General features: G+C 69.0%; 11 protein-coding genes and 1 pseudogene. 8 read left to right on the top strand and 4 right to left on the bottom strand.

The window, feature by feature from the left end; genetic code table 11:
• Window positions 1–469: 469 nt before the first annotated feature.
• Window positions 470–2941: a DEAD/DEAH box helicase gene (locus F603_RS0126305; protein WP_342665900.1), complete on the top strand. Its 2472-nt coding sequence runs from the start codon at window positions 470–472 to the stop codon at window positions 2939–2941.
• A 72-nt stretch (window positions 2942–3013) separates the two neighbouring features.
• On the opposite strand, the gene F603_RS0126300 is transcribed toward F603_RS0126305, so the two are convergent.
• Both F603_RS0126300 and F603_RS0126295 read right to left on the bottom strand, forming a co-directional pair.
• The gene (locus tag F603_RS0126300) at window positions 3014–3772 is read right to left on the bottom strand and encodes an SDR family NAD(P)-dependent oxidoreductase (RefSeq protein ID WP_019544787.1); all 759 of its coding nucleotides are present in this window, start codon (window positions 3770–3772) and stop codon (window positions 3014–3016) included.
• Entirely contained in the window at window positions 3769–4086 is a 318-nt protein-coding gene (locus F603_RS0126295; protein WP_019544786.1) for a hypothetical protein, read from the bottom strand. The genes F603_RS0126300 and F603_RS0126295 overlap by 4 nt, the downstream gene beginning before the upstream one ends.
• Window positions 4087–4179: 93 nt before the next feature.
• On the opposite strand from F603_RS0126295, the gene F603_RS0126290 reads away from it, so the two are divergent.
• Window positions 4180–5037, top strand: coding sequence for a LysR family transcriptional regulator (locus F603_RS0126290; RefSeq protein ID WP_019548928.1), 858 nt, complete (start codon window positions 4180–4182; stop codon window positions 5035–5037).
• Window positions 5038–5441: 404 nt separating this feature from the next.
• Window positions 5442–5628: pseudogene (locus tag F603_RS35460) on the top strand (IS5/IS1182 family transposase); the annotation flags it as partial.
• 249 nt (window positions 5629–5877) lie between these two features.
• On the opposite strand, the gene F603_RS0126285 reads toward F603_RS35460, so the two are convergent.
• A complete protein-coding gene (locus tag F603_RS0126285) occupies window positions 5878–7089 on the bottom strand; it encodes an FAD-dependent monooxygenase (protein WP_019548927.1) in 1212 nt (403 codons plus the stop codon).
• Window positions 7090–7269: 180 nt separating this feature from the next.
• Here F603_RS0126285 and F603_RS0126280 point away from each other — a divergent pair, with 180 nt between their 5' ends.
• The 5 genes from F603_RS0126280 to F603_RS0126260 all read left to right on the top strand — a co-directional run bounded on the left by F603_RS0126280 (window position 7270) and on the right by F603_RS0126260 (window position 13101).
• The gene (locus tag F603_RS0126280; protein ID WP_019548926.1) at window positions 7270–8232 is read left to right on the top strand and encodes a TetR/AcrR family transcriptional regulator C-terminal domain-containing protein; all 963 of its coding nucleotides are present in this window, start codon (window positions 7270–7272) and stop codon (window positions 8230–8232) included.
• Window positions 8233–9211: 979 nt separating this feature from the next.
• Window positions 9212–9361, top strand: a complete 150-nt coding sequence (locus tag F603_RS35455; RefSeq protein ID WP_019548924.1) for a hypothetical protein — start codon at window positions 9212–9214, stop codon at window positions 9359–9361.
• Window positions 9362–9529 (top strand): IS3 family transposase, encoded by a 168-nt coding sequence (locus F603_RS34365; RefSeq protein ID WP_019548923.1) that lies wholly within the window; start codon window positions 9362–9364, stop codon window positions 9527–9529. It abuts the gene before it with no gap.
• A 421-nt stretch (window positions 9530–9950) separates the two neighbouring features.
• A complete protein-coding gene (locus F603_RS32985) occupies window positions 9951–10328 on the top strand; it encodes an ArsR/SmtB family transcription factor (protein ID WP_245600908.1) in 378 nt (125 codons plus the stop codon).
• Window positions 10210–13101, top strand: coding sequence for a cation-translocating P-type ATPase (locus F603_RS0126260; RefSeq protein ID WP_106431401.1), 2892 nt, complete (start codon window positions 10210–10212; stop codon window positions 13099–13101). Before F603_RS32985 ends, F603_RS0126260 begins: the two co-directional genes overlap by 119 nt.
• On the opposite strand, the gene F603_RS0126255 is transcribed toward F603_RS0126260, so the two are convergent.
• The gene (locus tag F603_RS0126255; protein ID WP_019548920.1) at window positions 13092–14555 is read right to left on the bottom strand and encodes an LCP family protein; all 1464 of its coding nucleotides are present in this window, start codon (window positions 14553–14555) and stop codon (window positions 13092–13094) included. The two genes, F603_RS0126260 and F603_RS0126255, sit on opposite strands and share 10 nt — an antisense overlap.
• Window positions 14556–14578: the final 23 nt, after the last annotated feature.

Below are 14578 nucleotides of genomic sequence, written 5' to 3'. Positions count from 1 at the left end.
GGTTAGGGGATGCTTCGCATCCCCTAAAAATCGACGCTTCGCGTCGATTAGCATTCCGCATTCGCGGAATGTAATTCCCGCTCCGCGGGAATTCTGATGTGCCGCTCCGCGGCACATTTAAGGAGTTTCTTCTTTCGCTTCGCGAAAGAGAATGGATTCCCGCTGCGCGGGAATCCTTAACACCCCGCTGCGCGGGGTGTTTTCCGGCTTTGCCGGGCATCTACAGGGTGGGTGGGGTGTGGGCGTGGTGCGAGTGGTGCGGCTGCGCAGCGGTATGGGGAGACTACCTCTCCTGGATGAGCGTGCGTCCTCCCCTCAGGGGTCGACCCGAGGAAATGATGCACGGATGGACTCTGGAGTTCTCGGGCACCCTCGTCTTTGCGTCGGGTGACGTGAGGTTGGCGAAGCGTGTCAGGCGGCCAACCATGTGTGTATCCTGTTGTGATGCACGTATACTCTCTGGGGATTCATGTCACCTTCCACTGCTGATCGGAAAGAGCCGGGAATCATGCCGAGGAAACTCCGCCCGCATCAGGTAGAAGCCATGGGCGCTGCGGTTCGTGCTCTGGAGGTAAAGCCAGGAGAGTGTGAGCCGGAAGGCGGCCTGCGTGCGACGCTGGTGTCGGCGTGTGGAACGGGGAAGACGAAGACCGCGATCCACACCGGGGAGCGCCTCGCGCCGCGCGGCCGCATCCTCGTGCTCGTGCCCACGCTCGAACTCCTCTCACAGACCGTCTCGGAGTGGCGGGCGGAGGGGCGTGGGGGCGCGGCGTATGCGGTGTGCTCGCTGGGGGACGATCCGCTGCTGTGGAGCGCGGAAGTCCGCTCGACGACGAGCGCCCCGCAGTTGGCCCTGTGGGCCAACCGGCACCGCCAGGTGACCGTCTTCGCGACCTATGCCTCCCTACCGGTCCTCGTCGAGGCACATGAGGGTGCCTTCGGCCTCGCCCCGCTCCCCCGGTGGGACTTGGTCATCGTGGATGAGGCCCACCGCACCTCCGGCTCCTGGGGCAAGGCGTGGGCAGCCGTGCACGACCAGACCCAACTCCCCGCGCGTCGCCGGCTCTACCTCACAGCGACCCCGCGGGTCTGGGAGGAACGCCCCCCGAGTGCGCGGGTGCGCGAGGGGGTACGGGAGGCGCTGCCCGCCGAGGTGGCCTGCAGCATGGACGACCCTGACGTCTTCGGCCCGGTCTGCTATGAGCTCCCTCTCGCCGACGCGATCCGACGCGAGCTGTTGGCACGCTTCCAGATCGTGTGCGTCGAGGTCCGCGACCCCGAACTCCCCCCGGAAGAGCTCTACGGCGAGCGCAAGCGGGAGGAGGAGATCCGCGGGAAGCGGCTGGCGGCCGCACAGGCCGCGGTGTGCGAGGCCATGGCCGACCGCGGACTGCGCACCCTCATCACCTATCACCACCGCACCGTGGAGGCCGAGGCCTGGGCACGCAGCTTCCGCGACGTCGCGGCGAAATTGCACGCCGAGGCCCCTGAGCGGCATCCCGACTCAGGGCGGGTGTGGGCCGAGTGGCTGTGCGGCGAGCATGAATCCTCGTATCGCCGGCGGGTGCTGGGCGAGTTCGGCAGCGGGGACGCCGACCGCGCCGTGCTCTCCAACTGCCGGGTACTGACCGAGGGCGTCGACGTCCCCTCCGTCGACTCGGTCGCGTTGATCGACCCGAAGGGATCGATGGTCGATATCGTCCAAGCCGTCGGCCGTGCCCTCCGGCAGCAGCCCCGGCAAGGGAAAATGGCCACCCTGATTGTTCCGGTCTTTTTGGACGCGGACGAGAATCCGGAAAGAATGCTGGAATCCGGCGCCTACAAACCCTTGGTGACCGTACTCCAAGCCCTGCGGGCACACGACGAGAAGATGGTGGACATGCTCGCCCTCCCCCAGACCCCCGCCGCCGAGGTGTCTGTCCCTGAGCGTGTGGGACCCGCCCCCGACGACGGGGAGGAAGGACGGCTGCTGCTGCGGTTCTCCACCCGCCGCGACCCCGCCGAACTCGCCCGGTTCGTGCAGATGCGGGTCCTGGAACCCGAGCGGGACAACTGGCGCGCCGGCTACGCCGCCGCCACCCGCTACCAGGCCGCCTACGGCGACCTGCGCGTCCCGTACCACTACCGCGACGAAGACACCTACCCGCTGGGCTGGTGGATCGCCGAACAACGCCGGCAGCACGCCGACGACATCCTCGAGGAACGCCGCGTGCAGCGGCTGGACGAGCTCGGCATGGTCTGGTCGGAGCGCGACGAGCACTGGCGCATCCGGATCGACGCCGCCCGCGCCTACCACGCCGAACACGGCACCCTGTGCGTCCCCCAGAACGCCACCTGGGACGAACTCCCCCTCGGCCGGTGGCTGGCGAACCTGCGCCAACCCGGCGGACTCGGAGCCGACCCCGAACGCGCCGCCCAACGCGCCGACGAACTCGCCGCGATCGACCCCGACTGGAACCCCCGCACACTCGGCTGGAACATCAGCTGGCAACGCCGCTACACCCGCCTCGCCAACTGCCTACGCAACGGCACCACCCTCAACGACATTCGCCCCGGACACACCATCGACGGCGAAGACCTCGGCACCTGGCTACACGCCCAACGCCAACGATGGGAACACCTGGTGCCGGGCCAGCAAGAGCGCCTCACCGCACTCGGCGTCACCCCCCAACCCGCGGCACCGACCGGCCCGAAGACGACCGCGGCGCCGTCCGGAGGGGCTCGGGCAGCCGCCTGGGAACGCGGCCGCGCCGCCGCCGAGCAGTACCGCAACCGCCACGGCACCCTGACCGGCGTCCCCCGCCACCACATCGAAACCATCCACGACACCGACGGCGAGCACCCGGTGAAACTCGGCGTATGGCTGTCCAACCAACGCACCCGCCGCGACCGCCTCACCCCCGAACGCGCCGAGCAGCTGCGGGAGCTGGGAGTGCTATAACCGACGAAGGAGGCTGGCGAGACAACGCCGCGGTCAGCGTCGCGAATGCCCCCAGTGTTTGGTGGCCCCTTCTCAAGCCCGGCGGCCGCCGTCGACCGACAGGGCGGTGCCGGTGATGTAGGAGGCGTCCGGGGAGCACAGCCATACCGCCGCTGCCGCGACCTCCTCGGGAGTGGCCAGCCTACGCAGCGGGGTCACGGCCGTCTGTTGCTCGATGATGTGCGCACCAGTCGACGCGACGACGCCATCGAACATGGCGGTCTCCGTCACCGAGGGACACAGCGCATTGACCCGGATGCCGTCCGGGCCGTGGTCCACGGCAGCCACTTTCGACAGGCCGACGACGCCGTGCTTGCCTGCCACGTACGCCGGGGCGCCAGAGATCGCGTACAGGCCGCCGTTGGAGGCGACGTTCACGATCGCTCCGCCGCCGCGTTGTTGCATCGCGGGCAGTTCGTACTTCATGCACAGCCAGGTGCCGATCACGTTGACCCGCAATACGCGCTCCCACTCCTGGAGCGACATCTCCGTCAGGACGCGGCCGTGTGAGGCAAGCCCGGCATTGTTCAGCGCGAAGTCGAGCCCGCCGAACGTTGACACGACCTGAGCCACGGCCTGTTGCACGGACTCCTCGTCGCCGATGTCGACAGCGACGGCTTCCGCCTGGCCGCCCTCCTTCGCGATCAGCTCCACGGTCCGGCGGGCGCTGTCCTCGTCGAGGTCGAGCACGGCGATCACGGCCCCGCGCCGAGCAAATTCGAGCGCGCTGGCACGCCCGATTCCGCTGCCGGCGCCGGTGACCAGACCGGCCTTGCCGGCGTAGCTGCTCATGCCAGCGGCTCGTGGTTGGCCCACATCGCCTTGTACGGGTGGCGGCCCTGCCAGCGTTTGATGAGGTCGACGGCCCCGGGCATGGTGAACGTCGCGTTCAAAGCGTCGAGGTCGGCCAGGCGAAGCTGCACGATGGCGCTCGCAACAGCCATGGGCGCGTGGACGTCGCCCGGGACGCTGATGTGGTGCCGAGCCGCGACCGACTCGACCAGACCGGAGCCCATCACGAACTCCTCGAACTCCTTAAGATACTGATCCAACTCACGCGACGGAATCGGATTGTCAAACGCTACGATCATGGTGTGGTGAATCATTACCCCAGTGAACAGGCACTTTTCACCCGCGTCCAAGATCCACCCGCCATGGTTCGATGACTGACAGGAATGAATCGGCGATAGTCTCACGGCATGGCCGAGCTGGAGACCCGCGAGCTGGAGTACTTCGTCGCCGTGGCCGAGGAGCTGCACTTCGGTCGCGCCGCGGCCCGTCTGTCCATCGCACAACCAGCCCTGTCCAAAGCGATCCGACGCCTGGAATCCCGGCTCGGAGTCAGTCTGCTGGAGCGCTCCAGCAGGCACGTCGCCCTCGCCCCCGCCGGAGAAGCTCTGTTGCACCACGGCCGGAACGCGCTCAACGCAGTCAGCGCGGCTGCCGAGAAGACCCGCCGGGCCGGCGATCAACAGACCCACCTGCGGCTGGTGATCAAACCGGGCAGTGACGCAAACCTCCTGTCCGGCATCCTGGCCGCCTACGCCCGCCAGCCCGACACCCGCCAGGTGGACATCCTCTTCGGCGGAGCCACCGACCGCGCTGAGCACGTCCGCGACGGCCGCGCCGACGTCGCCCTGCTGTACGTGCCGTTCGACGACATGACCGGCCTGGACCACGAAACCCTGACGGTCGAGGGACGCGTCGCGATCCTTCCACCGGACCACCGCCTCGCCTCTCGCACACAAGTCACTCTTGCCGACCTCGCCCGGGAGACCCTGCCTCGCTGGAAAGGCGTGCGCTGGACCGGAGCGCCCGAAGCCCGTCAGGGGCCCGAGGTGACGGACGCGGCCGAGGCGCTGCACATGATCAGGCTGGGACGCACCGTCGCGATACTGCCCCGCTCGCTGGCCGAGCCCATGCACCCCGACCTCGTCTACCGCCCCGTGGCCGACGCCCCCCACAGCGAACTCGTCCTCGCGTGGTCGCAGGACGACCGCCGCCGCCTCGTCGCTTCCTTCATCGCTGCCGCTGTAGACGCCGCTGGCCGCGCATGATTCCGCACGGACCGCTGCGACGACGCAACGACTCGAAAGCCGTGCAGAACATCACGGCTGACCTGTGTCGACTGCCCGCGCACCGAGCCAGCACCTCGCCGGCGTCGCTTGTGCCCTGCCCTGCTACCGCCGACTCGCCGGATGGAACGAGTTCTTCACGTACGCCGTTACCGAAGGGACATGGGACCAGGTCGACTCAATGGCGGTCCAGCGCGTCTCTCAGCTTGCTGAGGTTCCGCACCGCACGCTCGGAGGCGCCCTTTGGCTGCTCCTAGGACGACGTCCCGTTCCAGCGCCCCCGCGCCGTGCAGGTCCTGCCGGATGCGCCGGGCTTGTTGCTTGCCGAACTGGTCACCGAAGCCGTTGTTCTTCTACACGTCCAGCCGGTTGAACGCTCCGGCCATCTGGTCGGCTGCAGCGGGGTGACGTGCCGGCGGCGCTTGCGGAACTGGACCGAGGCAAACGTTTGCACGAGATCCTGGAGGAGGACGATGACGCGGTCGACGGCTCGCACGTCCGGGCCCTCAAAGAAAGTCACGCCGGCCTTCGCCGGTCGACCGCGGCCGCCGGGACAGCAAGCACCAGTGTGATCACCGACCGAGGAAAAGTGCGCATGTCCCCAGCCCTCCTCCTGTCTCACTGGACCCAGGTGGAAGCGTCTGAACGATCTACTGCGAACCACGCGTCAACTGTCTCGGAGAGGGGCAAGGAAGCGCTGCCCGTGCGTGACGGCTCGGTCAGTCCTCTGCCCTGACCTGACACTCTGCGGTGGGGGCGTTGAGGACGTCCGGTGTGCGCGCGATCCTGTCTACACGTTCGTTGGCCATTGGTTGGCACCGCTCACCGTGTGTCCGCAGCGAGATCGTATTCCGGCAGTGTGATGTCTCCAGCCTTGGCGAACTGTGCGGCGAGCACGTTCCGCATCGGCCAGCGGGTCATCTGCCGCATGGAAAGGTCCCGCAGGCGAATGCCGAGCCGGCCCGAAGGCGCGAACCCCGAGGAACCGCCCGGCGGGAGCTGCTGGGCCTGGCTCACGTACGGGCGCATCACCTCGTCGTAGCGGCGGAAGGCGATGTGATGGTCGCCCGCGGCAGCGGCAAGTTCACCGGCCAAGACGTATCCGCCGACCAGCGCCAGGCTGGTCCCCAGGCCGGTCAGCGGGGTCGCGCAGTATCCGGCGTCGCCCAGCAGCACCACACGGCCGCGCGACCAGCGGTCGAGGCGGACTTGGCCCACGGAATCGAAGAAAAAGTCCGGGGCGGTGTGCATGGCCCGCAGCAGGCGTGGGGTCTCCCAGCCGAGTCCGGCGAAGCGCTGGGCCACCAGTTCCTGCTGGGCGGCGACGTCGCGGCGGTCGTAGGCGATCGGTGCCGAGCGGAAGCTGAGGCCGGCCTTGATCTCGCCGGGGAGGCGGCCGGGCCGTGCGGAGGCGACCAGTCCGCCGGGCGCGTTGTGCATCAGGTACCAGCCATCGAGTTCCAGGTCGTCGGCGGCGGTGAACCAGGCAGTGTAGAGGCCGAGCGGGTGGACGAACTTCTGCTCCGGACCGAAGGCCAGCGCGCGTGTCGCGGAGTGCGGTCCGTCCGCGCCGACGACCAGCCCGAACCGGCGCGGCGCGGCCTTCTCGAAGGTGACGGTGGCCCCGTCCGCGTCCTGATCGATCCCGGTGACGGTGTCGTCAAACAGGTACTCCGTGTCCGGCCGGGTGGCCTCGTACAGCAGATGGGCGAGATCTCCGCGGAGGATCTCGATCTCGGAGACGATCCCCTCGCCGCAAAAGCTGTCGGCGGGCACACGCGCGGTGGTGCGGCCGGAGTGGTCGACGAGCGCCAGGCCGCGTTGGTCCACGCTTTCCGCCCTGGCTCGGTCCATCAGACCCATCCGTTCGATCACAGTGCGACCGGCGCCGCGCAGGTCCACGGTCTGTCCGCCCGGCCGGGGTTCCGGAGCGCGCTCCACGACTGTGACAGTGAAGCCCCCTTTGCGTAACCAGTACGCCAGCGCGGGCCCTGCGATGCCGGCGCCGCAGATGAGTATCTCGTTGTTCGACATGGCGCAAATGTACGCCGTACGCACAGGAGTCCGCAAGCGTGAAATGCCTTCTTGTTGGGCGGTGTTGGAGAGTGGCGCACTAGTGCGAAGAAACGTAGGGAGTACCCGGACGCGGGGATCGCCCGCAGTCGGCGGCTAGAATGGCGCCCCAACCAGGTGCACTAGTGCGGAGGGGTGTCGGTGGGCGGACAGGCGGTACCGCGCTACAGTCAGATCGTCGCCGAACTGCGGCGGCGGATCGAGACGGGTCAACTGGCGCCCGGCGATCGCGTGCCCTCGACCCGCGAGATCACCAAGCAGTGGGGCGTCGCCATGGCGACCGCGACCAAGGTGCTCACCGAACTGCGCCACGAGGGCATGGTCCGCGCCGTCCCCGGCGTCGGAACGGTCGTGGCGGCCCCGAGCCGCCCGGTGCGGGCCCCCCGGCCCGGTGCCGCCGCCCGCCCAGGCGTGCTGTCCGACGAGTCATCGGGGCAGATGTCGCTCACGCTCGGACGGATCGTCGCCGCCGCTGTCACGGTCGCCGACGCAGAAGGGCTGGCCGCGGTCTCGATGCGTCGGGTAGCCGCCGAGCTCGGGGTGGCGACCATGTCGCTGTACCGACACGTGGCCGACAAAGAAGACCTGCTGACGCGGATGATGGACACGGTCATCGCGGAGCGCCCGTTGCCGGCCGATCCGCCGGAGGGCTGGCGCGAGGCTATCGAGCTGGCCGCCCGGCAACTCTGGGGCCCGTTCCGTCGCCACCCGTGGCTCGCACAGGCCCTGTCCATGACCCGTCCTCAGATGATCACCTCGGCACTGCCGTACAGCGAGTGGATGCTTGCCACCCTGCAAGCCCACGGACTCGACCTTCAATCCGCCTTCACCGCTCACCTCATGCTGCTCAATTACGCCCGAGGTATCGCCGTCAACCTGGAGTCGGAGCGGGAGGCCGAGGCGCACAGCGGCCTCGACAACGAGGAGTGGATGGACACCCAAGAGCCTTCGCTCCTGACGATTCTGGCCACCGGCCGGTTCCCCGCGCTCTCGCGCCTCGCCACGACTGGTTACGACCTCGACCTCGACGCCCTCTTCGAGTTCGGTCTCCAGCGCCTCCTTGATGGCCTCGCCCCGCTCCTCGACGACAGCTCCGCTGGCTGAACGGAGAACTCGAAAGGCCTTTCACCACCGACACCAAAAAAACAGTTTCCCCAAACGGACGCGTCCCGGAACTATGACCTCCCGGTCCGCCCCGGGGCTCTCGTCTCGGCTTCCGCACCTGCGGAGTTACTCCAGCCAGGACCCGACGCAGGTTGGGCGGCGACCGACGCCGTCCCTGGGCGGAAGTGTTTTCTTCTTCAGCGCGGAGTGCTCGTAGTAGAGGTTCGTGGTCACCGTGGCGAGCGCGTCGAACTTGTCCTGCAGTTCAGTTGCCCTCGTGATGGTTTCCTGCAGCCCTTTGGCAAGTCGGCGACTGTCTCGTCGCGTTCGACTTCTCCCGGCGTACGACGGGCGGCCGGGGCATCCCACTCGACCAAAATTTCTTCGGCCCTGTGGACGGTGGCGTGGCTGACCTTCGCCTCGCCTGCCAGGTTCTCCTTGGTCAAAGCGCCGTGGTGTGCAGCGGCTCACCGGACAACAGACGGGCCACGGCCTCGCAGAGCTTCGTTCTCGTGTCGCCGGACACCGGCATGCCGGCATGGAGCGGCTCCTCCATGTTGCGCGCCAGCACCACTCATGCGGCAACAACCGCAACAGACAACGCTGTCGCTTTGGCCTGCGCCGCCGGCGCACATGAACAGCCCTGCTGCGGCGGGCCGGTCGGCGGTGGTCCAACGTGCGGCGGCCAGCTGCGCGCCGGAGGAGACGGCGAGGGGTCTCGGCTGTGGCCCAGTACAGCTCGCCGACTCGTAGTGGGTGTCGAGTCCCGCCTGGTCTGCTTCCCCGGCGTCGGCCCGGAGCGAGTTCGGAATCGTGCTCCGTCTGGCCAGAGGGCCACCGCTGGTGTTGGCGCTCACTGCGAGTGGCCTTCCGTTCGACCGCCAGCAACTCCGTCGACCAAACCTTGTTGGTGCGGATCGAGTCCTCTGAACCGCCCCGGGTTTGATGGAGACATCGATGCCCCGGAAGGAAGCCGACCATGGCTGCACCCAAGAAGTACTCCGACGAGCTGGGTGAGCGTGCGACGCGGCTGGCGATCGAGGCCCGGAAGGACCCGACGGGCCGGGCGGAGGCGATCCGGCGTATCGCCGACCAACTCGATATCCAACCCGAGGCGCTACGGACGTAGGTGAAGCGGGCCGAGACCGACGAGAGCCTGCGCCCCGGCACCACCAGTTCCGATGCGGCTCGGATTGCCGAGCTAGAACACGCAAACCGCGAGTTGAAGCGGGCGAACGCGATCTTGAAGTCTGCGTCGGCTTTCTTTGCCGCCGAGCTGGACCGCCCACTGGACTGAAGGCCGCCTACATCGACCAGCACAAACAGGAGTTCGACGTCCAGCCGATCCGCGATGCGCTCCAAGGGAACACCGCCGAGATCACACCGAGCACCTACTACGCCTCCACCACCAGCACACCTTCCAAAGCCTGCGCGACAAGCAACCCACCCAGGAAATCCACGTGACCCACGCCGCCACATACGACGCCACCGCTGGGCCGTCGAACGAACGATGCCCTGGCTCGCCGACTGCCGTCGACTCCACCGCCGCCACGACGGCGAAGCCACCCACTTCCTCGCCTCCACCAGCCTCGCCCACCCTCATCCGCTGCCGCAGACCCACGAAAACAGATGACTGCTGAGGCCAAGCAGCACGGCCGTAGACTTGCGGGGTTGCGTAAGTATGAGTGCTGTCCCGTCGGACGGGTGTGGAGGTCGCGGTGAGCGTCGAGAATTCCGGTGATCCATCCGCGGAGGCGCTTGCGGAGGCTGCCGGTGTCTTCGGCCTGTTGGCCTCCCCCGCGCGGCTACACATCGTGTGGGCGCTGGCACAGGGCGAAAGCGACGTGAGCCAGCTCGCGGAGCGGGTCGGCGGGGCGCTGCCCTCGATCAGCCAGCACTTGGCGAAGCTGAAGCTCGCCGGTCTCGTGCGTTCCCGTCGGGAGGGACGGCGGGTGGTCTATCTGGCCGACGACCCGGATGTCGTGCGCGTCGTCCAGTGGCTGCTCGACCGACGTAAGGGCGAGATGCAGGAGCACGGTTCGCCGGAGCGGCGCCTCTCGGGCTCAGTGGGAGACGCCCGTGGTTTCGGAGCCTGACGGCATCGTGCCGAAGCCGACTACCACCGCTGCGGTCACCGCAACCGCGGTCCGCGGGCACGCGGTCGACGGTGCCTTCTCCGGCCTCACTCACCTCGAGGTGCTGCGTCGGCTGGGCAGTGGGCCGCGCGGTCTCGTCGAGTCGGAGGCCGAGAGGCGGTTGGCGGCGCACGGCGAGAACGCACTGCCCGGTGGCTGCCGTACGGGATGGGTTCGCGCGGCGGCGCAGGGGCTGCGCGATCCGTTCACCGCGGTGCTGTGTGCGCTGGGCCCGGTCCTGCTGCTGATCGGCTCCTGGGGCACGGCCTGTGTGAGCACCGCACTGGTGGCGATCAGTTGTGTACTGCGGGCCCACGGGGAACGGCGTGCGGGACGCTCGCTCGCCGCCCTGCGCGGCCTCATCGGTGCCACCGTGACCGTGCGGCGGCGCAGTTCGACCGATGCGGCGCCGCGGGACCGGGAGATCCCGGCCGAACAGCTCGTGCCAGGGGACGTCGTGCAGCTGGGCCCCGGCGATTCGGTGCCGGCCGACGTGCGTCTGCTGCGGGCCACCGGGCTCCAAGTGGAGCAGGCCGTGCTCTCCGGTGAGTCGGCACCGGTGCCGAAGTTCCCCTGCGAGGAGCCGGAGGAGGCGGCCGCGGGCCCCTTCTCCCGACCGTACCTGTGCTTCCAAGGCAGCAGCGTCACTTCGGGCGCCGGCAGCGCGCTCGTCGTCGCCACGGGCGGGCACACCTGGTTCGCCGGCTTCGCCGGGGCGGAGACCGGGGACAGCGGCCGGGGGCGCACGCACCGCAGTGCCTTCGACCGTTCCGTCAACGGCACGGTCCGCGCCCTCGTCCGTTTCATGCTGCTCATGCCGCCGCTCGTGCTGCTCGCGAACGCGGCGCTGCGCGGCCGGGGCTTGGAGACCCTCCCGTTTGCTGTGGCTGTCGCGGCGGGGCTGATCCCGGAGATGCTGCCGGTCGTGGTCACCACCGCCGTCGCTCGCGGTGCGGCCGCCCTCGCGCGCGACGGTCAGGCGGTGGTCAAACGCCTCCCGGCGCTGCGCGACCTGGGCTCGGCCGAAGTGCTCTGCACGGACAAGACCGGCATCCTCAGCCAGGGTCGGCCCACCGTGGAGTGCTCGCTGGACCCCGCCGGAATGTGGGACGACGAGGTCGCCCGCTGGGCCGCGGTCAACGCTCTGTGGACGGTGCAGCTCGCCGAATCGCCGGTACCCGACCCGCTCGATGAGGCTCTGCTGCAGGCTGAGGGCACGGACGTGGTGGATGGGCAGGAGTACGGCGAGGGCATCGCCGCGGTGCCCTTCGATCCGGTCCGCCGCCGCTCGTGTGCCGTCGTCGCCGAGCCCGGGCAGGGTCGTACCCACACGCTGGTCGTCAAGGGCGCCGTGGAGAAGGTTTTGGACTGCTGCAGCACGGTGCGGCAGCGGGACGGCAACGCAGTGGAGATCACCGAGGCCGTTCGGGCGGAGCTTCTCGATCGCGCCCGCGAGCTCACGGAAGGGGACGGGCTGCGGCTGCTCGGCGTGTGCCTGGCCGAGCGCCCGGCTCGGCTCTCCGAGGTCTATGGGACGGCGGACGAGTGCGGCCTGCTCTTCATCGGCTTCGTCGGCCTTCGCGACGCCCTCGCCCCGGACGCCGTCGAAACCCTCACCACCCTCACGAGCCCGGCCGGCACTTCGGGTACGCAGGGCTTGGACATCGCCGTGAAGGTGGTGACCGGCGACCATCCGGGCACCGCCCTCCGCGTCTGTCGGGAGGCCGGGTTGGAGCCGGGCCCGCGCGGCGCGGTCACCGGTGAGGAGATCGACGCCTGGGACGACGTCGAACTCGCCGAGGTCGCGGCCCGCGAGCGCGTCTTCGCCCGGTGCACGCCGGAGCAGAAGGCACGTGTGGTCGGCGCCCTGGCAGCAGGCGGCCGGACCACCGCCTTTCTCGGCGACGGCGTGAACGATCTGCCCGCGCTGAGAGCCTCCGACGTCGCCCTCGCCCCAGCCGGGGCGGCGCCCGCGGCTCGTGCCGCGGCGGACATCGTGCTGCTCCCGAAGGGTGTGCGGATGCTGCCCGGGGTCGTACTGACCGGTCGCCGCAGCGTCGCCAACATCGTCTCGTACCTGCGGGTCGCTCTTTCCTGCAATCTCGGCAACGTTTTCGCCATGTTGGTGGCGGGGGTGCTGCTGCCGTTCCTGCCGATGCTGCCGACTCAGGTACTGCTGCAGAACCTCTGCTTCGATGCCGCGCAGCTCGCCTTCGCCTTCAACCACCCCCGGCGGGCGGACCTCGACCGCCCGGTCACCCTCGGTTCGCGTGGGCTGCTGCGCTTCCTGGGCGGCTTCGGCGCCCTCAACGCCCTCGCCGACCTGGCCACCTTCGGCGCCCTCGCGCTCACCACACACGTCTCCGTGCTGCACGGTCCGGGGGACGCACGGGGTTTCCAGTCCGGCTGGTTCACGGAGAACCTGCTCACCCAGGCCATGGTCATGGTCACCTTGCACACCGGAAGCAGCGCCCTACGGGCGGGCGCCCGGGTCACGCACCTAGCGGCTGCCGCCCTGGGGGCCGTAGGACTGCTGCTGCCGCTCTCCCCGCTGGGCCCGTTGCTCGGCATGGCCCGGCTTCCCCTCCCGTACTATCTCCTGCTCAGCCTGGTGCTCACGCTCTACTGCCTCGTTCTCAACCTGGCCTGGCGGCGGTACACCCGCACCACCGCCGTTCCGCCCACGGGCAGCCTGCCGAAAGAGGCGGCCGCCAGGCGCGTGCGTCAGCCGTAGGAGAGGTCCGAACAGATATCGTCCCCGGCGGTCCGCGGCTTCTTCTCGTCGCCCGACCCGGAATCGGCCACACGCTCGGCGTGGTCTCTGCCCAGGACCACTTCGACGCCGCCGGAGGCGGACTGGGTGAGCCGGGCGCCCGGGAAGTACGCAGCCAGCACCTTCGCGTCCGCCTTCCGGTCGGCGTCGTAGACGATGCGCGTGGTCTCGACGTCCTGGGAGTGCGCGGTCTCGGTGCCGGTGACCGTGAAGTCATGCCTCTCCAGCGCCTCGGTGGCGCGCGCGCCCAGCCCGGAGACGGTGGTGCCGTTGCGGACGGAGATCTCGATTCCGCTGCCCGACTCCCTCTTCTTGCCGTCCTCCCTCTTTCCGCCGCCCGACTCCCCGGACTCGGCGTCCCCATCCAGCGGACGGTCCGCCTTGAGCGCCGCCCACAGCCGGTCGGCCTCGGACTCGACGACCGCGACCCGGGCCCCCCGGTACCGCCACGGCAGGGTGACGAAGGCAGTGTTGTCCAGGTCGATGTCTTTCAATTGAGAGGCGAAGGCGGACATCTTGCGCACCGAGCCCAGTCCCTCGTCCACAGTGAGGGATTCGGTGGCCACCTTGGCCAGCGGCAGCAACGTCTGCGGATCGACGCCCTGGCTTTTGATCTTCTTCACCAAGCTGCCGACGAAGGCCTGCTGGCGCTGGATGCGGCCGATGTCCGAGCCGTCCCCGATGCCGTGCCTCAGCCGCACGTAGTCCAGCGCCTGCTGCCCGGAGACGGTGTGCTTCCCTTTGGCGAAAAGCAGGTTTCCGCGCTGACTCCGGCCGGGGTCGAGGTCCTTTTGGTACACGTCGTTCGGCACGCACACCTGCACCCCACCAACGGCCTCGGTCAGCGCCGAGAACCCCGCGAAGTCGACGACGACGGTATGGTCCACGCGCAGCCCGGACAGCTCCTCGACGGTGTTCTGCGTACAGGCCGGGTTGCCCTCGGGCGCCTGTCCGACGGCGAACGCCTCGTTGAACATCGCCTGCTTCCGCGGCCTGGTCCAACTGCCGTCGGGCTTCTTGCAGGACGGGATCTTCACCAGCGCGTCGCGCGGCACCGACACGGCCACAGCGTGCTTCTTGTCGTTGTAGACGTGCAACAGCAGGGCTGTGTCCGAGCGGCCCACGTCCCCTTCGCCGCCGCCGAGTTCGCTGTTCTCCCCGCCCCGCGAGTCGGAACCGATGATCAGCACGTTCTGGCCGCCCGCGCTCTCCTCCGGCCGGTGCTCGCTGAGCCCGTCGCTGCCGAAGGTACTGATGCTTCCGCTCAGCCGCAGGTACGCGCAGCCGGCGGCGGTGGCCAGCAGAAGGGTGCCCGATATCGACGCCGCGACTATCCGGCTCGGCCTGCGGCGGCGTCGCCGGGCGTGGGCACGTCCGGCGACGCCGCGCCGGGACGCCTTGTGGCTGCCTGCCATGCACGTTCCTCCACCTGCTGCGT

This window comes from Streptomyces sulphureus DSM 40104 (assembly GCF_000381025.1).
Lineage (GTDB): Bacteria > Actinomycetota > Actinomycetes > Streptomycetales > Streptomycetaceae > Streptomyces > Streptomyces sulphureus.
This window is presented reverse-complemented; position numbering and strand designations above follow the sequence as displayed.